Origin of the sequence: Vibrio splendidus 12E03 (genome assembly GCF_000272105.2) — a bacterium.
Taxonomy (GTDB): domain Bacteria; phylum Pseudomonadota; class Gammaproteobacteria; order Enterobacterales; family Vibrionaceae; genus Vibrio; species Vibrio splendidus_I.
Genome location: NZ_AJZD02000288.1, coordinates 1 through 22,035, shown reverse-complemented (window position 1 = coordinate 22,035; position 22,035 = coordinate 1). Strand labels below are relative to the sequence as shown.

The 22,035-nt window shown below is 43.1% G+C and carries 19 protein-coding genes; 14 read left to right on the top strand and 5 right to left on the bottom strand.

What is annotated here, in order from left to right:
- The first annotated feature begins 37 nt into the window (after positions 1-37).
- The 7 genes from A142_RS18010 (at position 38) to rnd (ending at position 7,665) form a co-directional block, all read left to right on the top strand.
- Positions 38-1,966 (top strand): ATP-dependent DNA helicase, encoded by a 1,929-nt coding sequence (locus tag A142_RS18010; protein WP_019826154.1) that lies wholly within the window; start codon positions 38-40, stop codon positions 1,964-1,966.
- Between the two features lie 59 nt (positions 1,967-2,025).
- Positions 2,026-2,727 carry a tRNA (adenosine(37)-N6)-threonylcarbamoyltransferase complex dimerization subunit type 1 TsaB gene (gene tsaB, locus A142_RS18005; protein ID WP_019826153.1) on the top strand — a complete coding sequence of 234 codons (702 nt, stop codon included), beginning with the start codon at positions 2,026-2,028 and terminating at the stop codon, positions 2,725-2,727.
- Between the two features lie 72 nt (positions 2,728-2,799).
- Positions 2,800-3,105, top strand: coding sequence for a hypothetical protein (locus A142_RS18000; protein WP_017062378.1), 306 nt, complete (start codon positions 2,800-2,802; stop codon positions 3,103-3,105).
- Positions 3,106-3,140: 35 nt separating this feature from the next.
- The gene (locus A142_RS17995; protein WP_019826149.1) at positions 3,141-3,701 is read left to right on the top strand and encodes a Slp family lipoprotein; all 561 of its coding nucleotides are present in this window, start codon (positions 3,141-3,143) and stop codon (positions 3,699-3,701) included.
- A gap of 49 nt (positions 3,702-3,750) precedes the next feature.
- Entirely contained in the window at positions 3,751-4,602 is an 852-nt protein-coding gene (locus A142_RS17990; RefSeq protein WP_019826147.1) for an alpha/beta fold hydrolase, read from the top strand.
- 106 nt (positions 4,603-4,708) lie between these two features.
- Positions 4,709-6,403 carry a long-chain-fatty-acid--CoA ligase FadD gene (gene fadD / locus A142_RS17985; RefSeq protein WP_019826145.1) on the top strand — a complete coding sequence of 565 codons (1,695 nt, stop codon included), beginning with the start codon at positions 4,709-4,711 and terminating at the stop codon, positions 6,401-6,403.
- Positions 6,404-6,546: 143 nt separating this feature from the next.
- Entirely contained in the window at positions 6,547-7,665 is a 1,119-nt protein-coding gene (rnd, locus tag A142_RS17980; protein WP_029405704.1) for a ribonuclease D, read from the top strand.
- A gap of 113 nt (positions 7,666-7,778) precedes the next feature.
- Here the strand turns inward: rnd and minE are convergent, their stop codons facing one another.
- The 3 genes from minE to minC are packed head-to-tail and all read right to left on the bottom strand — an operon-like array spanning position 7,779 to position 9,545.
- Positions 7,779-8,042, bottom strand: a complete 264-nt coding sequence (minE, locus tag A142_RS17975; protein WP_004737949.1) for a cell division topological specificity factor MinE — start codon at positions 8,040-8,042, stop codon at positions 7,779-7,781.
- Positions 8,043-8,048: 6 nt separating this feature from the next.
- Complete coding sequence (gene minD / locus A142_RS17970) at positions 8,049-8,861, bottom strand: septum site-determining protein MinD (protein ID WP_009848498.1); 813 nt, start codon at positions 8,859-8,861, stop codon at positions 8,049-8,051.
- A gap of 21 nt (positions 8,862-8,882) precedes the next feature.
- Positions 8,883-9,545 carry a septum site-determining protein MinC gene (gene minC / locus A142_RS17965; protein ID WP_017629530.1) on the bottom strand — a complete coding sequence of 221 codons (663 nt, stop codon included), beginning with the start codon at positions 9,543-9,545 and terminating at the stop codon, positions 8,883-8,885.
- A 219-nt stretch (positions 9,546-9,764) separates the two neighbouring features.
- On the opposite strand from minC, the gene A142_RS17960 reads away from it, so the two are divergent.
- The 5 genes from A142_RS17960 to A142_RS17940 all read left to right on the top strand — a co-directional run bounded on the left by A142_RS17960 (position 9,765) and on the right by A142_RS17940 (position 15,523).
- Positions 9,765-10,055 carry a YcgL domain-containing protein gene (locus tag A142_RS17960; RefSeq protein WP_019826141.1) on the top strand — a complete coding sequence of 97 codons (291 nt, stop codon included), beginning with the start codon at positions 9,765-9,767 and terminating at the stop codon, positions 10,053-10,055.
- A 30-nt stretch (positions 10,056-10,085) separates the two neighbouring features.
- Positions 10,086-11,084 (top strand): lytic murein transglycosylase, encoded by a 999-nt coding sequence (locus tag A142_RS17955; RefSeq protein ID WP_019826139.1) that lies wholly within the window; start codon positions 10,086-10,088, stop codon positions 11,082-11,084.
- Positions 11,085-11,218: 134 nt separating this feature from the next.
- The gene (locus A142_RS17950; RefSeq protein WP_080967320.1) at positions 11,219-12,139 is read left to right on the top strand and encodes a LysR family transcriptional regulator; all 921 of its coding nucleotides are present in this window, start codon (positions 11,219-11,221) and stop codon (positions 12,137-12,139) included.
- A gap of 205 nt (positions 12,140-12,344) precedes the next feature.
- Complete coding sequence (locus tag A142_RS17945) at positions 12,345-13,544, top strand: NupC/NupG family nucleoside CNT transporter (protein WP_019826134.1); 1,200 nt, start codon at positions 12,345-12,347, stop codon at positions 13,542-13,544.
- Between the two features lie 164 nt (positions 13,545-13,708).
- A complete protein-coding gene (locus tag A142_RS17940) occupies positions 13,709-15,523 on the top strand; it encodes a cation:proton antiporter (RefSeq protein WP_019826132.1) in 1,815 nt (604 codons plus the stop codon).
- Between the two features lie 118 nt (positions 15,524-15,641).
- On the opposite strand, the gene folD is transcribed toward A142_RS17940, so the two are convergent.
- Positions 15,642-16,499: a bifunctional methylenetetrahydrofolate dehydrogenase/methenyltetrahydrofolate cyclohydrolase FolD gene (gene folD / locus A142_RS17935; RefSeq protein ID WP_017629535.1), complete on the bottom strand. Its 858-nt coding sequence runs from the start codon at positions 16,497-16,499 to the stop codon at positions 15,642-15,644.
- An 892-nt stretch (positions 16,500-17,391) separates the two neighbouring features.
- Positions 17,392-19,104 (bottom strand): DUF4209 domain-containing protein, encoded by a 1,713-nt coding sequence (locus A142_RS17930; protein ID WP_019826129.1) that lies wholly within the window; start codon positions 19,102-19,104, stop codon positions 17,392-17,394.
- Between the two features lie 355 nt (positions 19,105-19,459).
- On the opposite strand from A142_RS17930, the gene A142_RS17925 reads away from it, so the two are divergent.
- Together A142_RS17925 and A142_RS17920 are read left to right on the top strand one after the other, a co-directional pair.
- Entirely contained in the window at positions 19,460-20,590 is a 1,131-nt protein-coding gene (locus tag A142_RS17925; RefSeq protein ID WP_081324726.1) for a ComEC/Rec2 family competence protein, read from the top strand.
- Positions 20,587-22,035, top strand: a 1,449-nt coding sequence (locus A142_RS17920; RefSeq protein WP_019826126.1) for a Hachiman antiphage defense system protein HamA, incomplete at its 3' end; no start/stop codon positions are given. The genes A142_RS17925 and A142_RS17920, both read left to right, overlap by 4 nt.

Below are 22,035 nucleotides of genomic sequence, written 5' to 3'. Positions count from 1 at the left end.
CATAATTCGTCTTCTATTTTTCTAAACTTCGTACTCTATGATATCTAAAACGTTTTCTGCTGATGGTGCTCTGGGTAAAGCGATCCCAGGGTTTCAGCCACGACAAGCTCAGCTAGACATGGCTGAAGCGGTTTCACAAGCTATTGAGCAACAGAGCCAATTAGTTGTTGAAGCGGGAACGGGTACCGGTAAGACCTTTGCTTACTTAGTGCCAGCGCTGCTTAGTGGCAAGAAAACCATCATTAGTACGGGGTCTAAAAACCTTCAAGAACAGCTGTTTCACCGAGATTTACCATTGATGGTCGATGCGCTTGGCTTTTATGGTCAGGTTGCGTTACTTAAAGGGCGTTCAAACTATTTGTGTTTGGACAGACTCAGCCGTCAAATGATCGAGAGTCATGGTGCTCATACCGATCCAACACTGCTGGCTCAGTTAGTCAAAGTTCGTAGTTGGTCTTCATCCACTCAAACGGGGGATTTAGGCGATTGTGATGATATCGCTGAAGACAGCCCAATCATTCCTACGATTACTTCCACTAACGACAACTGCTTAGGTAAAGAGTGCCCAAGCTACACCGATTGCTTTGTGCTTAAGGCGCGTAAAAAAGCGATGGATTCGGATGTGGTTGTTGTAAACCATCACTTATTCTTAGCGGACTTAGCGATTAAAGAAACCGGGTTCGGTGAGCTAATCCCAGAAGCAGACGTGTTTATCTTCGATGAAGCCCATCAGCTTCCCGATATTGCCAGCCAATACTTTGGTCAGTCCGTGTCGAGCCGACAGATCAATGAGCTCGCTAAAGACATCGAGATCGCCTACCGAACCGAAGCGAAAGACATGCGTCAGTTACAAAAGGTGGGGGACAGGCTCGTTCAGTCAGCTGCCGACCTACGCATTGTGTTGGGCGATACCGGCTTTCGTGGTAACTGGCGTGAAGCACTAAAGTCTGAGTCAATTGCACGAGAACTTGTTCGTCTACAAGATGCGTTGCAACTGGCCGTCGATGTATTGAAGCTAGCATTGGGTCGAAGCCAACTGTTAGACACCGCTTTTGAACGTGCGAACATGATTAAGTCACGCATTGAACGTGTGTGCGATGTGTCGATTACGGGTTACTCCTATTGGTATGACACAACACCAAGGCAATTCGCTTTGCACATCACACCACTGTCGGTTGCGGATAAATTCCATGAGCAAATCGAACTTAAACCGGGCGCTTGGGTATTTACCTCAGCAACCTTGGCGGTGTCAGATGATTTCGATCACTTTACCTCTCGACTTGGCTTAAAGCCATCGGCTCAGTTTGCACTGCCGAGTCCATTTGATTATCCGAATCAGGCACGTTTATGTGTGCCTCGTTATCTTCCAGAACCCAATAGTCCGGGTTTGGCGGATAAGTTAGTTCGAATGCTGACTCCGGTGATTGAGCAAAACCAAGGCCGCTGTTTCTTCTTGTGTACTTCACACAGCATGATGAAAGAGTTGGGCGAGCGATTTCGTGAAACCCTTTCGGTTCCAGTTCTGCTGCAAGGTGAGACAAGTAAGCAAAAAACCTTAGCCGAATTCATGGAATTAGGTAACGCATTGCTGGTGGCTACAGGTGCTTTCTGGGAGGGGATAGATGTTAGGGGCGATGCATTAAGCTGTGTTATCATCGATAAATTGCCCTTTACGGCCCCTGATGATCCTTTACTTAAGGCTCGAATCGAGGACTGTAAGCTAAAAGGGGGTGATCCTTTTGCACAAGTACAGTTGCCAGACGCTGTGATTACCTTGAAACAAGGTGTCGGCCGATTGATACGTGACAAGCGCGATAATGGTGCTTTGATTATTTGCGATAACCGATTGGTGACTCGCGATTACGGTGGCATATTTTTGGCGAGTTTACCGCCTATCCCTCGTACACGTGACTTAGGGGTCATTAAAGAATTCTTAGCTAAAGACCATTCAACCGCTGCTGAGTAATTGGCATTGTTGAGTTTAGCCATTATTTTTAGATTAGATAACGAATATTTGAGACACAAATGAGCGCGAAAATTCTTGCAGTAGATACCGCAACTGAAAACTGTTCAGTTGCATTAGTAATTGGTGACCAGGTGTTCGCACGTAGCGAAGAGGCTCCTCGAGACCATACGAAGAAAATTCTACCTATGGTTGATGAAGTACTGAAAGAAGCGAATGTCGCTTTAACCGATATCGATGCTATCGCGTTTGGCCAAGGCCCAGGCAGTTTCACGGGTGTGCGTATTGGTATTGGTATTGCTCAGGGCTTGGCTTTTGGTGCGGATTTACCAATGATTGGTGTCTCTACACTGGCAGCGATGGCGCAAGGTAGCTACCGTAAATTTGGTGAAACTTATGTAGCAACAGCGATTGATGCGCGTATGAGTGAAGTGTACTGGGCTCGTTACAGCCGTGAACAAGACGGTCGTTGGACTGCGGTTGATGCTGAGTGTGTTACACCACCAAGCGAATTGGCTGCGCAGTTAGAAGCAGATTCTGAAACATGGGCGAAAGTTGGTACCGGTTGGGCAGCTTATGCCGAGCATATGGACACATTAGCGATCAACACCAAAGCGTGTGAAGTGCTATTCCCAGAAGCTCAAGATATGGCGTTCCTTGCTCAATTCGCTTATGCAGAAGGCAAAGCGGTTGCAGCAGAAGAGTCTGAGCCAGTTTATCTTCGTGACAAAGTGACTTGGAAGAAACTGCCAGGTCGCGAATAATTTTTACAAGGTTCTGATGCAAATTAGATCTAAATGCGTATTATTTAGATTTGAGAGGGCAGATATTTAGTCATGGTATCAATTAACAACTTACCTCCTTCTTCGATAGGCAGCACGTCTAAGCCTAATCGAATCAAAAAGAAGGAGCAGGCAAAAAAATCTGATGCTAGCACTGCGGTTGGGCAACCAACTAAGGTGGCTAATGCTGTTTCTCACTCTATTCGTCAAGTTAAAGAGTCTGAACTGCACAAGGCTCAAATCCAGTATGATCTTCCAGAAGGCCGAGGACGTAAGGCTATGGAAGAGTATATGGATGTAATGAATCAGGCGAAGAAAGAAGAACTTGCAAAGCTTATCGGTGTCGATATCTACATCTAGAGCTTCTTATTAATGCCTGTTTAAGGACCAGAACCATGTCAAATTATCTCTCTAAATCACGCTTAATAGCCCTTTCTCTTGGTGTCTTGGCACTTGCCGGGTGTTCATCACTTCCTAGCGAGCTTGAAGCAAAATCAGAGCCTGTAATTAGCGATTACCAACAATGGGTCGACCAACTACCGGATGCGCAAAGTGTTCGATTAGGTGGCGTTATCTCTAAAGTGACCAACTTGAAAGACAGGACTCGAATCGAAGTTGCTAATATGCCGATTTCGAGTAGCGGTAAGCCAGATCTAGACGCAGAGCCAAGCGGGCGTTTTGTTGGTTATATTGAAGGGTATGTTGAGCCTCTAAGTTTTGCAGAAGGTCGTCTGATTACACTGGTTGGTCAGTCAAGCGGAAGTGAAGATGGAAAAATAGGGGAATACCCTTACACCTTCCCTGTAATGAAAGTGGACAATCAACGACTGTGGAACATAACTGAGCGCGTGGTTGTTAACGATTTTGCACCAACCTACTACTCGTGCAGAAGTTTACATTGTCGCAGTTTTCAAACGATGCCAAGACAAGGTCGAGTTATACAGGACGTAGAGTAATTAACTTTATTCCACGTTGATTGCGCAAACAGATGGAACTACATGTTTGATGATTGAAAAGTCATACTCCCTCGCGAGCGGGACGCTTGCAACACAACAGATTGGCAACCCACAAACGACCGCAACGACGGTCGTTTTTATTCATGGGTGGTTGGATAATTCGTCCAGCTTTAATCAGGTTATGCAGCAAGTCGCCAAGTTTGCGCCCAATGCTCACCTTGTGGCTATCGATCTCTTCGGACACGGCTTCTCGTCGCACAAATCGGGAAGTTACTACCCATTTCATGATTATATTGATGACTTGCATCAGTTGGTGACTAAATTATCGCCAAACAGACTGGTACTGGTAGGACATTCACTTGGTGCATTGATAGCAAGTTGCTATAGTGCCGCCTTTCCTGAAAAGGTGTCAGGATTAATTCAAATTGAAGGTCACGGACCTCTTTCTGAAGCTCCCCACGAAACAGTCTCTCGCTTGAGGGATGGGGTACTCAGTCGTCTTCGACAGCGAAGAAAGCCTTCACGTCCTTTGGCAAGCCTTGAGGATGCTATTAAGCTGAGAGCTCACGCCAACCAAATTAATGCTGAATTAATCGCTCCTATTGTTGAGCGAGGTATTGTCGAGTTCGAGAACTCTTGGCAATGGCGATGCGACCCTAATCTAAAATGTGACTCGTTATATCGAATGTCACAGGCGCACGCTGAAGCGATCATGGCGGCTATTGAATGCCCTCAATTAATAGTTTTAGGAAATGATGGATTCCGACATTTGCAGCATAATCGCTACAAATCAGCCCATAGTCCTCTAAATATAGAGACTGTTCCTGGCGGACATCATTGCCATTTAGAGAGTCCAGAGTTAGTTTCTGAGCTAATTCTTGGTGTAGTTAACAAAATTTAAACAAGTGTTTGAGCCTTTTAGTGCTCATGCACTAAAGCTGTGCTGTAATACCGCAATGATAAAAAGCGGCGAAACAGTCGTCAGCTGATAAACGAGGAGTAACAAAGTGGATAAACCTTGGCTTTCACGTTATCCAAGTGACGTACCAGAGACGATCAACCCAGATCAGTACCCATCTCTTGTTGAAATGTTTGAACAGTCGGTACAGAAGTACGCAGACCAACCAGCATTCGAGAACATGGGCTCAATAATGACGTTCCGTAAGCTTGAAGAGCGCAGCCGTGCTTTTGCCGCTTACTTGCAGAATGATTTGAAACTGAAGAAAGGCGATCGCGTTGCACTGATGATGCCAAACCTGCTGCAATACCCAATTGCACTGTTTGGTGTATTACGTGCCGGTATGATTGCAGTGAACGTCAACCCACTTTACACACCTCGTGAGCTTGAACATCAACTGAACGATTCTGGTGCAAAGGCGATTGTTATCGTATCTAACTTCGCAAGCACGCTAGAGAAAGTAGTTGATAACACACCAGTGAAACACGTTGTTCTAACTAGCCTAGGTCAAATGTTACCTCGTGCGAAAGGTACAATTGTCGACTTCGTAGTGAAATACGTAAAAGGTATGGTGCCTAAGTATGATCTACCGGGTGCTATTTCATTCAGAAAAGCGCTTCATAAAGGCCGTCGTCTTCAATACGTTAAGCCGTTTATGGCGGGTGATGACATTGCATTCCTGCAGTACACGGGTGGTACAACGGGTGTAGCGAAAGGCGCAATCCTAACGCACCGCAATATGATTGCGAACGTACTTCAAGCGAAAGGGGCGTATGGTCCTGTTCTGCAAGAAGGCCGCGAGTTGGTTGTAACGGCATTACCGCTTTACCACGTATTTGCACTGACGGTGAACTGCTTACTGTTTGTTGAGATGGGTGGCCGTAACCTTCTTATTACTAATCCTCGTGATATCCCTGGCTTCATCAAAGAACTGCAAAAAGTTCCGTTTACCGCGATTACTGGTGTAAACACCCTGTTCAATGCGTTAGTGAACAACGAAGATTTCCACGAATTGGATTTCAGTAACATGCGTTTGTCTGTTGGCGGCGGCATGGCGGTTCAACGAGCTGTTGCTGAGCAATGGAAGAAAGTGACTGGCGTCCACCTATTGGAAGGTTATGGTTTAACCGAATGTTCACCACTGGTAACGGGTAACCCATACGATCTGAAAGACTATACAGGTGCGATTGGCCTACCAGTACCATCGACAGAAGTTCGTATTGTTGATGATGAAGGTAAGGTTATTGCTAATGACCAAGTGGGCGAGCTACAAGTTCGTGGTCCTCAAGTGATGCAAGGTTACTGGCAGCGCCCTGAAGCGACCAAAGAAGTGATCGATCAAGACGGTTGGTTATCGACAGGTGATATCGTTAAGTTTGATGACGAAGGCTTGTTGTACATCGTTGACCGTAAGAAAGACATGATTCTTGTATCAGGCTTCAATGTTTACCCGAACGAGATTGAAGACGTCGTGGCTCTGCACGGTAAAGTGCTAGAAGTAGCAGCTATTGGCCAGCCTCATGAAGTGTCTGGTGAGTTAGTTAAGATCTACGTGGTTAAGCGTGACCCTAGCCTGACCAAAGAAGACATTATCGCGCACTGTCGTGAGCACTTAACGGGTTACAAGATTCCTAAATTAGTCGAGTTCAGAGATGATCTTCCAAAGACTAACGTAGGTAAGATCTTACGCCGCGTACTGCGTGAAGAAAACGATGCAGAACTTGCGAAACGCGCTAGCGAATAATTAGCCCGTTTACGAGAAAGTACTGCACCATAACCATAGAGGCGCTTAATCTAAGCGAGCGCTGAAAAATGGTGTTAGAATGCCGACAGTTAATGTCGGCATTTTTGTATCCGGCGATCAAATAGAAACCTGTGAGAGTTTTTGTGGATTATCAAATCATTACCCAATTGAAAGACCTTGAGCGAGTTTGCCAACAAGCACGTGAAGCCGATGTCGTTATGCTTGATACGGAGTTCGTTCGTACAAGAACCTATTACCCTCAATTAGGCTTGATTCAGTTATTTGATGGTGAAACGCTGTCACTGATTGATCCTATTGCTCTTGATGAAATGACACCGTTTGTTGGGCTGTTGAAAGACACTTCAGTACTGAAAGTATTACATGCGTGTGGCGAAGATCTGGAAGTTTTCCAGAATGCATTTGGTTGTACGCCAACGCCAATGGTTGATACGCAGATCATGGCAGCCTTCTTAGGACATGGTCTTTCAACTGGCTTTGCAGCTCTAGTTTCTGAGTTTGTAGGTGTTGACCTAGATAAGAGTGAATCTCGCACCGACTGGCTAGCGCGTCCGCTTTCTCAAAAGCAACTCGACTACGCAGCAGCAGACGTTCACTACTTGATGCCAATGTACAACAAGCTTCTAGAAAAAGTGATGGAAGCGGGCTGGTGGGAAGCGGCTCAACAAGAGTCTGACCTTCAAGTAGCTAAACGTATTCGTAAAGCAAACCCAGATAATGCTTACCTTGATATCAAAGGTGCATGGCAGCTAAAACCTAAACAGTTAGCTATCTTAAGACCGTTAGCGACTTGGCGTCTAAAAGAAGCAATTAAGCGTGATTTAGCGCTGAACTTTGTTTTCAAAGAACAAGACTTATGGGCTGTGGCTCGATTCGCGATGAAAGATCCTAAGCACATGGAGCAGGAAGGTTTTGATTACCGTTCTGTACGTCGCCATGGTGCGAAGATCAGCTCAATTGTAAAATTGGCTGAGCACACGCCAGAAGAAGAGTACCCAGCACCAGTAGAACGTCTAATGGACTACCCGGGTTACAAGCAAATCTTCAAAGTGTTGAAAGATGAAGTGAAAACAGCATCACAACACAGTGGTTTAGCGACCGAGTTTTTGGCATCGAAAAAGCAACTTAACCAAGTGTTAAGCTGGGTTTGGAAACACCAACGTAACCCTGAAAAGCTACCTGATGTCATGCAAGGTTGGCGTTTAGATGTGGTTGGCGAGAAGCTGAATAAAGCAATTAAGTAATCTGTACTTGTTATAAGAGTTAGCCTGTTACAGATATAAAATGCAGACACAAAAAAGAGAGCCTAGGCTCTCTTTTTTATTTAATCTGCTTACTACTTACAAGATAGCGAAGACTACTTATCGTCTTCTGGTAGCTTAACGTTCAACTCTAATACTGAGATGTCGTCATCTTTGTGTTCGAAAGTAAGATCAACCATTGATGGATCTACTTCAACGTACTTCGCAATACACTTCAAGATGTCTTCTTTCAGTTGCGGTAAGTATGATGGAGCAGGGTCGTCATGACTGCGGCGCTCAGCAACAATGATCTGCAAACGCTCTTTGGCTAGGTTTGCGGTCGTCTTTTTCTGTGGTCTGAAAAACTCTAGTAATGACATTGCGTATTAGCCCCCGAACAGTCTTTTGAAGATGCCTTTCTTCTGTTCCGTTAAGAAACGGAAGTCCACTTGGCTACCTAGTAGTCGCTCAACAGTATCATTGTAAGCCATACCTGCATCGGTTGCTTCGTCAAAGATAACTGGAACACCCTTGTTCGATGCGTTCAGTACCGCTTGGCTCTCTGGAATCACGCCCAGTAGAGAGATGTGTAGGATCTCTTCAACGTCTTCAACACTTAGCATCTCACCTTGAGTTACACGTGCTGGGTTGTAGCGAGTCAGTAGAAGGTGAGTTTTCACTGGTTCTAACCCGTCTTCTGAACGACGAGATTTAGAGTCAAGAATACCTAGAATACGGTCTGAGTCGCGTACAGAAGAGACTTCAGGGTTAGTCGTTACAATCGCTTCATCAGCAAAGTACAACGCCATTAGAGCGCCTTGCTCGATACCCGCAGGAGAATCACAGATGATGAAATCAAAGCCCATTTCATCCAGTTCATCAAATACGCGACGAACACCATCTTTCGTTAGTGCGTCTTTATCACGAGTTTGAGAAGCAGGAAGAATGAACAGGTTCTCTGTGCGCTTGTCTTTGATCATCGCTTGGTTCAGCGTTGCTTCACCATTGATAACGTTAACGAAATCGTAAACAACACGACGCTCACAACCCATGATTAAATCAAGGTTACGCAGACCGATATCAAAGTCGATAACTGCGGTTTTCTTTCCTTTTAGAGCCAGACCAGAGGCAATAGCTGCACTAGAGGTCGTTTTGCCTACCCCGCCTTTACCTGACGTTACAACGATAATGCGTGCCATTATTTTTTCCTTTTATTTCTCTTATATTGCGAGGACGTCAACGTGTAATACATCGTTTGCCATACTGAACATGGTTTTTTTCTGCCAGTACTCGCTTTCAATTTGATCGCTGAGCCAGTAATTTCCTGCAATAGAAACCAGCTCGGCTTGTAAATCATTACAAATTATTTTTGCTTCAGTTTGACCACTTGCACCTGCAATCGCGCGGCCGCGTAATGTGCCATGAATATGGATGCTGCCATCGGCAATCACTTCTGCGCCTGCACTCACGTGACTTAGGATGAGTAAATCGCCATCTTTCGCGTAAACCTGCTGACCAGAACGAATTGGGGTTCGAACCACCTTAATCGGTGCCATCTTAGCGGGTGCTTGCGATGGAGATTTACTTGCCGTCATAACAGCAAAGCCCGCTTCTTTCGCTAGATTTTGCATACGCTTATCAGAACAGCCAGCCACGCCAACCGGGATCATGCCCGCTTGAGAGATACCATTTTTCAGTTGCACAAAATCGATATCGCCTGCGACTTTGCTGATGTTGATAACAACAGGCGCAGCGGCGAAAAACGTGGGTGCTTGGTCTACCTTCTCTTGAAGAAAAGACACTGCATTTTCGACTTGATCATCGGATAAGTGCAAAACAGATAGCGTAAAGCTGCTACCTTTTAGATCTGGGTTACTAGACATCGAAAAACTACAGGACCTCAATAGCGAATTGGTACAATTTCTTTATCAATAAAATAAAGGGCATTGCCTGAAACTAGGTTTATCATGTTATATTCCCAAACCAAGCACAGCAAGTAATCTTGTTGTCAAATGGACGTTTTGTTCCCAATATTTCCCTAACATAAACTATTGATCTCGCAAGTGAGAGTTTTGTAGTCATAATCAATTAAAAGGTTTGTCATGCTGTGTTCTATATATAAAAGCTCAAAGAAAGAAGGAGCATACCTTTATATCCCTAAGAAGGATGATTTTTCACAAGTTCCTGACGCATTGATGCAAATGTTTGGTAAACCTAGTTTTGTAATGGTAATTAAAATGGATGGCCGTAAACTGGCTCAAGTGAACATCGAAAAAGTGAAAGAATCACTGAATACCGATGGTTTCTTTTTGCAGGTTCCGCCACCACCAGTTAACGAACTTGAACTTCATAAAGAGCGTAAAGCTCAACAGAAATCTCAAGACGAAGAGTGATAGCCACCTCAATTCAAGGAGGAGTGATCGTTGAGTAAATTTTCGAAAACCATATTGGCTGTGTCAGCATTACTATTGGGTAATAGCCTGACCATTAGCTCAGTACACGCTGAAGAATTGAGCTTCGAACAATATGTAGAAAAACTAAAGCAACAAGGCCGTGAAGAAGGCGTTTCTGAAGCGATCATTGATGAAGCCTTTGATGGTGTAACGTTTAAGCCAAGAGCGGTGAAAGCCGACAAAAACCAACCTGAGAAGAAGCTGACTCTGGATGAATACATTCCACGAGCAGTACCAGATTGGAAAGTGAAGCAAGCTCGCTCTCTTTATAAAAAGCATTACACAGCGCTAAAGCGTATTGGTGATGAATATGGTGTTCAACCAAGATTCATTGTCGCACTATGGGGCGTTGAGAGTAACTTTGGTAAGTTCACCGGTAATTACAGTGTTATCGATGCGCTAACGACCATGGCTTACGAAGGGCGCAGAGAAGCGTTTTTCCGCAGCGAAGCAATGGCGGCGTTGAAGATTCTTGATCAAGGCCATATAGCACCAAAAGAGATGAAAGGCTCTTGGGCTGGTGCTATGGGGCAACCTCAGTTTATGCCAAGCTCATTCTTAGCGTTTGCCGCTGATGGTAATGGCGACGGTAAGAAAGATATCTGGGGCACTGAAGAAGATGTGTTTGCTTCGGCAGCCAATTACCTTAGCCAATCAGGTTGGGATGATAAGTACACTTGGGGCCGTCAGGTTCACGTACCGTCAACCGTGTCTATTGATTTGCAAGGCCGAACTGAAGAAAAAGCTAAATATCTAAAAGAGTGGTCTGAACTTGGTATTAAGCGCTACGACGATCGCCCACTGCCGACGCTTGATGAAGACATTAAAGCTTGGTTAATTATGCCGGATGATGAAACCGGACGTTCGTACCTCATTTACAACAACTACAATGTGTTAATGAAGTGGAATCGTTCTTACTACTTTGCTTTGGCAGTAAGCCACCTAGCCGACAGAATTAAGTTTGATTAATTGGCATAGCTTGCTTTGATAGCATTTGGCCTACCATAGGCAGAACGAACTAAAGGACTCTTCGGAGTCCTTTTTGATTTTATATTTTAGAGATTTGAGAAGGTGGCCTTGTGCTAACAGATAGAGCTGCACAGATGGTGATATTCCATGCGTTAATTAAGCATGAAGGCTTTACTAGTGCTGCAAAGAGCTTAAATGTTTCAGTGTCTCATATCAGCAAGCAAGTCGCTTTGCTTGAAGACTCGATAGGAATCAAGCTGGTGCAAAGGACGACACGAAGCCTCACGCTTACCGAAGCGGGAGACGTGTTCTATCAACACTGTGAGCAGCTGTTTAACACGGTGAAATCAGCTCAGATGGATATGGACAGCCAGCGCGATGATATCTCTGGAATACTGCGCGTCGGTTTGTCGCAGTCATTTGGCACGCTGCATATCATTCCCGCGATCGACCAACTCAGACAGCTTTACCCACAGCTGAGAATCGAGGTTCACTTGTTCGACTATAAGGTGGACATGATTGAAGAGCGCTTGGATCTCTGGATCACCAACAATGAAGACCTGCCTGAAGGTTACATTGCGCAGCGATTAGCCGACAGTCAGTTTGTGGTGGCTGCGTCACCGGATTATCTGATTAAGGCTGGGACGCCACATGTACCTTCCGATTTGATTGACCATAACTGTCTTATCTATCGCAGCCGTGAACGAGATTACACATCATGGGCGTTTGACAACGGGCAAGAAAACCTCAGCGTCAAAGTCGCGGGCGATTACTCAGTTGATTTGGCTGAGGCAGTACGAGACGCGGCAGTATCAGGGTGGGGCGTTGCTTATCTGGCGACTTACTTAGTGAAAGAAGAGTTTAGAACGGGAAAATTGATTCAAGTATTACCAGAGTGGAGAGCCAGTCAGCTAATGCCATTCTATGCTGTTTATCCAAGCCGAAAGAACATGCCGAAGAAGCTTTCAGCGGTGATTGAGTTCATTAAAGATCATATCGGGTCGCCGACATATTGGGACAAAAACCTTAAAACCTGCGTTGAACTGCATCGTTAACTGTTTCCTAATCTATAAATATAATTTCCACATGGAAAAAGTACGCTTTTTAATCAAAGTTAATTATTAAAATTCAATAACTTAATTATACTCATAGTTATATCATGATTACCCCAACATCACGTTAACAACCTCAGCTTGCCGCAAACGATTTCCTCTATAGAATGCGTCGCCTTTCCTATCTACAACTTTTAGGTTGACGCACATGGCTTCCCTACTTGGAATTATCACTATTTTAGTTGCCGCTTGGTTACTATCTACGGACAGAAAAAATATTCCACTAAGAACAGTCTCTTTGGCTTTCTTATTACAAATCTCATTCGCGCTATTGGTTCTGTATGTACCAATGGGTAAAGAAGCGTTGAATGCAGCCACAGGTGCGGTATCTAGCTTGATCAACTACGGTCAAGAGGGGATTAACTTCCTATTTGGTGGCTTAACGAATAACGGATTTGTTTTCGCGATTAATGTTCTGGGCATCATTATCTTTTTCTCTGCACTGATTTCAGGTTTGTACCACATTGGCTTTATGCCAAAGGTGATCAACCTTATTGGTGGTGCGCTACAGAAGTTCTTGGGTACAGGTCGTGCAGAATCACTGTCTGCGACTGCCAACATCTTTGTCGGCATGATTGAAGCGCCATTGGTGGTTAAACCTTACCTAAAGCACATGACGGATTCACAACTGTTTGCTGTGATGGTGTGTGGTTTGGCTTCTGTTGCTGGTGGTACGTTAGTGGGTTATGCATCGCTTGGCGTTGACTTAAACTTCCTGATCGCTGCGGCATTCATGTCTGCACCAGCCGGTCTATTGATGGCTAAAATCTTAGTACCTGGCAGCCCAGATGACGCTCAAGAAAATATTGAGTCTGATGTAGAAATTCCACGAGCAACAAACGTAGTTGAGGCAATGGCAGATGGGGCTATGTCTGGACTTCGTATTGCCGTTGCAGTGGGTGCAACACTTCTTGCCTTTATCAGTGTGATTGCAATGCTGAATGGCTTGCTAGGTATTGTTGGTGGCTGGTTTGGCGTAAACCTAAGCTTCGAACTTATCCTAGGTTATGTGTTTGCACCCGTTGCATGGCTAATCGGTGTACCGTGGTCTGAGGCTGTGGTTGCAGGTTCATTGATCGGTAACAAGATTGTCGTGAACGAGTTCGTGGCTTTCATCCAGCTAATGGATGCTAAAGAGGCACTGAGTGAGCACTCACAAGCGATCGTAACTTTTGCTCTATGTGGCTTTGCTAACATCTCTACCATGGCGATTCTGATCGGTGGTTTGGGCAGCTTAGTTCCAGAGCGTCGCTCTTTCATCTCACAATATGGCTTCAAAGCAATTTGTGCGGGTGTGTTTGCTAACCTAATGAGTGCCGCTATTGCTGGTGTTGTACTTTCTCTATAGCTAACTGATCATGGCTTTACTTCCCCTATAATAAAGTAACTGATTAATCACAATAATATTCGGTTAGCGTGAAAAAGAGAGCCTATAGTGTAAGAACATAGGCTTTCTTATTTCATTGCATAGTTTGTACCACAGGGTGTGGTACAAACCTTTTAGGGGCACAAATGGATTTGTCGATTACTTCTTCTTTGGCGTTAATTGGACTCTTGTCTTTAGCTTGTCAGCTGCTCGGTTGGCGTTTACGTCTTCCCGCTATTCTTCCTCTCCTCATCGTCGGTCTATTGTTAGGCCCCGGCCTGAATATCCTAAATCCCGATGCCATTTTCGGTGATGTGTTGTTTCCTATGATTTCCTTAGGGGTTGCCATCATCCTGTTTGAAGGTGCATTGACCCTAAATTTCAAAGAAATCAGAGGCCATGGCCGGATGGTGACTCACCTCGTGAGTTTCGGCATGTTGATTACCTGGGCGTGTATCGTGGTGGGTGCTAATTACTTTGTGGATTTCAGTTGGCCTTTAGCGGCTCTGTTTGGTGCATTAGTCGTGGTGACGGGGCCAACGGTAATTGTGCCAATGCTACGCAGCATTCAACCTAAATCTTCCTTAAGCAGTATCTTGCGATGGGAGGGGATAGTGATTGACCCGATTGGCGCTCTGTTTGCGGTTCTCGTCTACGAGTACATTGTTTCTTCTGCCGACCCTACCGGACACGTTCTATCAGCTCTGGGCCTGACGTTAGTCATAGGTCTAGGCTTAGGGATCATCGGTGGCCATTTGATTGCCAAGATGCTGAAAGGGCATTGGGTTCCGCACTATTTGCGTAATGTTGCTGTACTGACGTTAATGCTCGCAGCGTTCTCTTTCTCGAATGACTTGAGTGAAGAGTCTGGTTTATTAACCGTGACCATCATGGGGATCTGGCTTGCCAACGTTAAAGGCTTGGATATCGAAGACATCATCGAATTCAAAGAAACCCTAACCGTGTTGCTTATTTCTGCGTTGTTTATTCTATTAGCGAGCAGGCTCGACTCCGGAACCTTCCTCTCGATAGGTTGGGGTGGGGCTGGCCTGTTAGCGGTAGTGATGCTGGTGGCGCGTCCTTTGAGTGTGTGGATCAGCGGGATCGGCACGGATCTTACCTCTGCGGATAAATGGTTTTTGAGTTGGATGGCACCACGCGGGATCGTTGCAGCCGCGGTTTCTTCTCTGTTTGCAATCAAGCTTCAAGAAAAACAATTAATTGAAGGCGCAGACCTTCTGGTGCCAATGGTGTTCTTGGTCATCATCGGTACGGTTGTGATTCAGAGCCTTACCGCGAGTTGGTGGGCGAGAAGGCTAGGTGTGACTCAAGAGAAGGCACAAGGCGTTATCTTCTTTGGTGCGACTCAGTTTTCACGCCAGTTTGCCAAAGTGCTAGCCACACATAACATCAACAGTGTGCTTGCTGATACCAACTGGGAAAGTATTCGCTTGGCGCGTATGGAAAACTTGAATGTTTATTTTGGTAACCCGGCTTCGAGCCACGCTGAAAATAATCTGGAATTGGATAGAATAGGGCGTGCGATGATCGTGTCGCCTTATCGTCAAACTAACCCGTTAGTTAGCATGCACTATCAAGACGAGTTTGGTGAGAATAAGGTGTTTGAGCTTGAATCCTCAGAGAATAAACATGAAAGGCACCAGGTGAGCCGCGATGGCAATAGAAGTCTGTTTTCGGAAGGGATTACCTATTCCAAGCTTAACTCACTGATGGCTCAGGGTAGTCAAATTAAAAGTACAGGTTTGACCGAGGCATTTGATTTAAAAGAGTTTAACGCTTTGTATCCTAAAGCCATTCCTCTTGGGGTGATTAATGGCGGTGATTTCCGTTTAATTACACAAGGATCTGAGTTGGAAAAACTCTTATCAACGGAGTGTGAGCTTATTAGTTTATTACCGCCTTCTGAACAGGTGGAAAAAGTCGAGACTCCAGATAAGTAGCAACGAGCACTTCATCAAAAGCGAGTCGCCTTGTTTCAAAAACGAATAGCTAAGTATCAAAAAAGCCGCCACGTTCATCACGTTGCGGCTTTCTAATTCTATTTATATGCGCTGCGGATTACTTCGAGTGAAATTGCTCACAAGCGATCATGGTGTTCTCGATTAGGCTCGCCACCGTCATTGGGCCAACACCACCCGGCACAGGTGTGATGAAGCTTGCGCTTTCTTTCGCTACGTCGTATTCAACGTCGCCCACTAGTTTGCCAGATTCTAAACGGTTGATACCAACATCGACCACAACAGCGCCTTTCTTAATCCAAGCACCCGGAATGAAGTTAGGCTTACCTACTGCAACCACAACAACGTCTGCTTGACGTACGTGGCCTTCAAGGTCTTTAGTGAAACGGTGGCATGTCGTCGTTGTACAACCCGCTAGAAGCAGTTCTAGAGTCATTGGACGGCCTACGATGTTTGATGCGCCAACGACAACCGCGTGCTTACCACGTAAGTCGATGTTGTAACGGTCAAGCAGCGTGATGATACCTTTTGGCGTACAAGAGCGAAGCTTAGGCATACGCTGAGCCAAACGGCCTACATTGTATGGGTGGAAGCCATCAACGTCTTTTTCTGGTGTGATGCGCTCAAGAACGTGAGTGCTATCAATGCCAGCAGGTAGAGGCAGTTGAACCAGAATACCGTCGATCTCTGGATCTTGGTTCAGTTGGTCTACTAATGTTAACAGTTCATCTTCTGTCGCAGTGGCTGGCAAATCGTAAGATTTAGATACGAAGCCAACTTCTTCACACGCTTTACGCTTACTTCCAACGTAAACCTGAGAAGCAGGGTCTTCACCCACTAAAACAACCGCTAGGCCCGGAGCGCGTAATCCAGCTTCAGTACGAGCTTTTACACGTGCAGCAACTTCAGAGCGAACCGTTTGAGAAATTAGCTTTCCATCAATATTTTGAGCAGTCATGAATTTCCTTAGTATTGATATTCAAGTTAGTGGCTGATGTTTTTGGCGCATTATTCCAGAAAATCTTTTTGATTACCATCAAGCAAACGTTTGCTTTGGTCTATTTTCCAACACTTATATGTTTGTTGCCCTTTTTTTACTCACTTAGATCAGAATGTTACATAAAGCCGTTGCTTTACTGATTCGAATTCGTATAATTCGTTCCTGTAGCGCGCCCTTAGCTCAGCTGGATAGAGCACGACTAACCCCCTAATAGTTACCATTTTAGGAATGAACGACTATTATACAAAGGTTTAGGTGGTAGTAAGGTTACCATAATGATTTTTATGGTTACCATTTATTATTAGGCAGTTACCACTTTTAGGTAAACAGTTGTTTCTTATAAGTGATAGCAAAAAAGTTAAAATAATCATCTTGGATGGTTGAAAATCGATAGCTAAATCAGTACTATAGCGTCGTATTAATATGTCCCCTTAGCTCAGCTGGATAGAGCACCGACCTTTAAGAGAGGAGCCTGTATTTGGAAACTTATACAGTGTAGAGGGTGAATTCATGGAAACCTCAGCGCGTAGTGGCGGTGGCAATCATGAGCCAAGTCTTACATGCGTGTAAGAAAGGTGCAGAGACTAGGTGGTGCAATGCGAACACATTGCGTAAAACATCATTTAGCGCCCTCCACCCTAGCAAGTTATGTTGTGGGTGATGATATAGTCCAGACTACAAACATCGTGATTGATGGCAGCGAAAGCTGTAGTGGTAAGCTAAGTCGGTGGTCGAAGGTTCGAATCCTTCAGGGGACGCCACATTTTAAGAAACGGTATAACATTAATTGTTATACCGTTTTTTTTGTTTAAAAAAACATGTTCGTACTCGCTTGAATAATGATGAGATGTTAGCCACCCGGTGAATAAATGATGACCCACTTTAGGCATAGCCACCAAACATAGGTTGCATAAAGTGAACTGGCTGAATTATCTGAAACCAAACCATGCGCTACCTTATTTCTAAAATTCAACCCAAAATTGCTAACGAAAATTGCTTCTATTTTAAATATAACTTCTTGATTTAATATCTTCTTTTCTTTTGCAATATCCAACAGCTTATTCATGCTTTTTTCAGATTCAGAAACACGGTCAATATCAACTGTCGGGATATCAGACTCTTTTAAGATGTTCCTTAAGATGCTCTCAACCAGGGGGCATAGCAACATAATTGAAGTAGAGAAATCTTCTCTATAACCATGCCATAGAGCTTTTCCCATTAAGCGTTTCTGATCGTCAGGAACCATTGAGCAAGAGCGAGCAAGTTTGTAAAACTCTTCTTCATCTAGTGATTTTATTTTTTTGAACTTCCTTAGTGCTGGTAGAATGTAACTAGCTGCCTGTTTGCCGCTATACTCAATAAGCATTCGATAGCATTCAATTTTTTTTACTTCTTCTGATGTTGAGTCGAAAGTCCCTAGCACCCTTCCGTCGTTATCTGAATAACTAGAGCCACCAATTAAATGATTAAGAAACGATCCTCCCTCTTTTTTGTGTACTCTTCTCTGTACTTTATAAAAGTGTCTGTACTCTAGATCTGGAATTTGTAAGAGTTCTTCTAGATTTTCACCTTGAATTAGATCTTCTGCGATTTCAACTTCCTTTGAAATGTCTACCTTGATAGGTTGAGCTATTTTTTTGAATTGCTCTTCTATTTGAAGTCTAAGATCAACAAGGTTACGTTCTATTTTTTGAATTTCTTCGTCAATGTTATGAGATATCTTGTAGTCATTACTTAGGCTTTTTAACCCGATGACCGCCTCGCGATAGTTATCTGAGGCAACATGAATGTTGTTTATTTTCTTGTTGTGCTCTGCTAGTGAACATAACGCATGAGCTTTGGATTGAATGTAGGAGCTTTTTTTACTCTTAAGAGAATTGTATTTATTTCCCATATCAAGTATCAAATTCCAATACTCGACCGCAATCCAGTGACCTCTTTTTTGAATTTCATTCTTGATTTGAGACTTTAGTACATCAACCAACTCAATTGCATACATACCTAATAGTTTATGCTGGTTTAACATGCGAACTATGACAAAACTGTTGTTATTGTTTAGTGCCTCTTGAATCAAAGTCCCTACTATCAGGCTTTGTTGTTGTTTTAGCTTTGCCGTTCCAGCTAAAAACAATCCTCGTTCCCAGTACTCAATAGTATGAAGGATTTCTACTAAAGGAAATCGTATATAGGCTGAGACACAGTTCATAATGTAGTCAGCTTTCTTTTCACTCATATTTGACCAAAGAACATCATAGAATTTTGCAGTGAGCCAAACGTTATCGAGCTCTTTGACAAAGGTTTCCACGCTTTTAATTTGTTCTTTATCGAATTTCAAGGAAGGGAAATTTTCAACATATCGTAAAGTTAATTTACCATGTTGTATTCTATGAGAAGTGATAAAAACGAGAGCTTCAATTATTAAGGTTTGATCTGTCGTAAGTTGGGGGCTATGCACTTCTCTCAAGTTTATAAGCTGATAAGCGATACTCCATTCCGGCATATGATCTTTTACACCACTTTCAAACTCATTTTTTATGATTTGAATGAACTGGGATGCTTGCATTTTAGAGTTTCCATATTGATATGTTAGGGAGGATGACGTGGTGATTTAAATTAACTCTAGAGCCTTTTAATGAAAAGTTGGTTTTCGTCATACCGCAGATAATTCCTTTCAAATTATTGTTTTTTTTGATGAATGGCCAACCACATGAACCAAATCAAGCCTTACATTATGCGCTCTATGGTATATTGCTATGGTTGTGTTTAGAAAGCGGTTTTATCCTGCGTACAGATAAATGTGTGATATGGACTAGTTTTTGTCCTACTTTGAATTTGTCTTTTAACCACTGGAAATATTCTGCAATTTTAAATTTTAGTCTAACTACATACAGCAATGTATCAAATTAGTGGTTACAAAAATGTTAAATATAATGATGCACAAAGCTGGCAATGGCGATTGTATTTCTATAGAAACACAATCTGAAGTTGTCTTAATTGATGGTGGAACAGCACAATCTTTTTCCAGTTGGAAGCCTAATATTGTCGGTAAGGACAAGATTGATTCTGTTATTGTCACACATATCGATAATGACCATGTTAATGGAGTCATTAAGCTATTACAGAGTGATGATTGCCCAAGAATTGATCAGTTTTATTTTAATGGTGCAGAGCAATTATTTGGACCTTTGAGTGATTCTAAAGAACGGGATCGTATGTCCGACGTAAAGCTACAAGCTATTTCTGAAGAAGTCGCCACTGTTGGAAGTCTTGAAAAGATAAGTTACTCCGAAGGAACTTCACTCTCGTATGTTATTTCGGAGAAGATGATTACTCTAAACCCTCCAGTTGGAGGTAAGCCTATCCACCGTGAAGGCTGTAATAGCTTTAATATCGGTGAGATGAAATTCTCTGTCATCGGCCCTTCTAAAGCAACTTTGCAAGAATTAAAAGATCTGTGGAAAGATAAGCTCTTAGAAAGAAGTATTAGACCAAAAATTATAAGCAAAACGTATTACGATGCTTTTGAGCAATACGTGGCGACTCTTCAAGAAACTCTACCTAACGTAACCCCTATCACATCTGTTGACTCTAGAAGCATAGAAGAATTGGCAAATACCAAATTTGAAGATGACAATTCGATAACAAACAGAAGTAGCCTGTCTTTCTTGATCGAATCAAATGGTAAGCGCTTATTGTATTTATCTGATAGTGATGCAGGAACTGTACTGTCTTGGTTGGATGACTCTGGACTAGAATCGATAACCGTAGATGCGGTTAAAGTATCTCACCACGGTAGTCAAAATAACACTAGCATTGATTTATTAAATCGTATTGTTTGTAAAAAATACTTGATCAGTACAAATGGAAATTCTCACGGTCATCCGAACTTAGAAGTTTTGTCAAGAATAGCCATAGTAAATAAAGATGTTGGAGCTGAAATTTTTATGAATTATGAGATAGGACATATTCCCGATTGGTTTAAGGATGAGTTAAGAGTTAGCTACCCAAACATCAAGTTATTTATGGACTCTTGTGAGGTTGGACTATGAGCACCGAGGTAATTAAAGAGTTTAAACTTGATTCGATTTACATCGTTGAAACATCGTTATCGGAACTTAAGACAAGGCGAGGAACTTGTTTTTCGATTTCTGATAATTTACTCCTTACTGCCAATCACGTAGTCGAAGGAGGTAAGTCAATAAAGGTGTATTTGTCGAGCGATGACTTTGCTAATGAAAAGTCGATTGACGCTGATTGTATCTATCAGAATTCAAACATTGATGTAGCGATACTGAAAGTCAATGATGGAAATGTCAGTAGCTTAATTGAGCTGTATCGGACAAATGTAAACCTCGATAGTAAGGTTAAGTCATGTGGTTACCCTATTGAAAAGGAGCACTATCATGCACCAATCAATGTGGAGGTGACAAATACGTTTGCACATATGACTTCGAAAGAATGGAGCTTTGAAGTTTCGCAATCAAACACTGTCAGTCAATACAAAGGAATGTCAGGTTCTCCTGTGCTATTCGAGGGGAAGTGTATTGGTATACTTCTAGTTCAACAAGGTGAAAACACTCTTTACTCTGTGTCGACGGATGATTTTCTCAAAGACCAAGCGATTTATGAAATTGTTGAAGCGGCTTCTATTCAAATTATCGCTCAAGAGGGGATCGACTATAAAGCCCCTTCACACCCTACCTCTCCATTCAAGTATTGCATACACTGCACCGATGGTGTCCCAAGTATTAAAGGTGTAGATATTGGTTTTACTTTTGAGCAATGGAACATGAACCACTTCACTGAGACAGTGTATGACTGGATTATAGATTACAGCCTTTCGCATAAGGATCGAGCAAACTTTAACGGAAATCCAAGGCGTTTGTTTAAGTATGCTAGAAGTAATTATCCTGCCAGTGATTTGAATGCTCTAGGTGACCTTTGTTTACATATTGCGATTAGAGAGTCCTATTCGACTATACCGATAATGAATCGGGTATTTGATCAAAATAATAAGACGTTTTCTTGTACTCACGCAATTTTAAATTTTGACAATATTGAGCTCTGGATTGGTGCATCCTCTGTTAGCACTAATATTGATTTGGCAGTAAACAGTGTAATTGACAATATCAACTACATCGCAACTTTACAATCCTTACAGACTCGACTTTATGCTCTTACGTCAGAGATTGATTCATCTTGGCCTCATAAAGAAAAATTGGAAAGACTAGCTAATTCGAGCCTTCCGATAGATCAACGGTTTGACAAAATAATCATACCTATTTTTATTATGCACGATAGTGAGCTTATTACCGATTATGACAAGCAGAGCTTCTTGAGTTCTTTTGAAGAAAAAATTAATGAATGTAGAGGATTAATTAATGAAGGGGGTATAAATAAAGGATTTATAAGTTTAATTGACTTAAAAGTATTTTACTTCCCAGTATCTAGTATTTTTCAGTTGAATGAAGCGTTAGTTGAGGAGTTGAATTCA

Excerpts from the sequence above, each read along its gene's own strand:
- A142_RS18010 (WP_019826154.1), top strand. The coding sequence starts at position 38 with ATGATATCTAAAACGTTTTCTGCTGATGGTGCTCTGGGTAAAGCGATC.
- tsaB (WP_019826153.1), top strand. The coding sequence starts at position 2,026 with ATGAGCGCGAAAATTCTTGCAGTAGATACCGCAACTGAAAACTGTTCA.
- A142_RS18000 (WP_017062378.1), top strand. The coding sequence starts at position 2,800 with ATGGTATCAATTAACAACTTACCTCCTTCTTCGATAGGCAGCACGTCT.
- A142_RS17995 (WP_019826149.1), top strand. The coding sequence starts at position 3,141 with ATGTCAAATTATCTCTCTAAATCACGCTTAATAGCCCTTTCTCTTGGT.
- A142_RS17990 (WP_019826147.1), top strand. The coding sequence starts at position 3,751 with ATGATTGAAAAGTCATACTCCCTCGCGAGCGGGACGCTTGCAACACAA.
- minE (WP_004737949.1), bottom strand. The coding sequence starts at position 8,042 with ATGTCATTACTAGAGTTTTTCAGACCACAGAAAAAGACGACCGCAAAC.
- minD (WP_009848498.1), bottom strand. The coding sequence starts at position 8,861 with ATGGCACGCATTATCGTTGTAACGTCAGGTAAAGGCGGGGTAGGCAAA.
- minC (WP_017629530.1), bottom strand. The coding sequence starts at position 9,545 with ATGTCTAGTAACCCAGATCTAAAAGGTAGCAGCTTTACGCTATCTGTT.
- A142_RS17960 (WP_019826141.1), top strand. The coding sequence starts at position 9,765 with ATGCTGTGTTCTATATATAAAAGCTCAAAGAAAGAAGGAGCATACCTT.
- A142_RS17950 (WP_080967320.1), top strand. The coding sequence starts at position 11,219 with ATGGTGATATTCCATGCGTTAATTAAGCATGAAGGCTTTACTAGTGCT.
- A142_RS17945 (WP_019826134.1), top strand. The coding sequence starts at position 12,345 with ATGGCTTCCCTACTTGGAATTATCACTATTTTAGTTGCCGCTTGGTTA.
- A142_RS17940 (WP_019826132.1), top strand. The coding sequence starts at position 13,709 with ATGGATTTGTCGATTACTTCTTCTTTGGCGTTAATTGGACTCTTGTCT.
- folD (WP_017629535.1), bottom strand. The coding sequence starts at position 16,499 with ATGACTGCTCAAAATATTGATGGAAAGCTAATTTCTCAAACGGTTCGC.
- A142_RS17930 (WP_019826129.1), bottom strand. The coding sequence starts at position 19,104 with ATGCAAGCATCCCAGTTCATTCAAATCATAAAAAATGAGTTTGAAAGT.
- A142_RS17925 (WP_081324726.1), top strand. The coding sequence starts at position 19,460 with ATGTTAAATATAATGATGCACAAAGCTGGCAATGGCGATTGTATTTCT.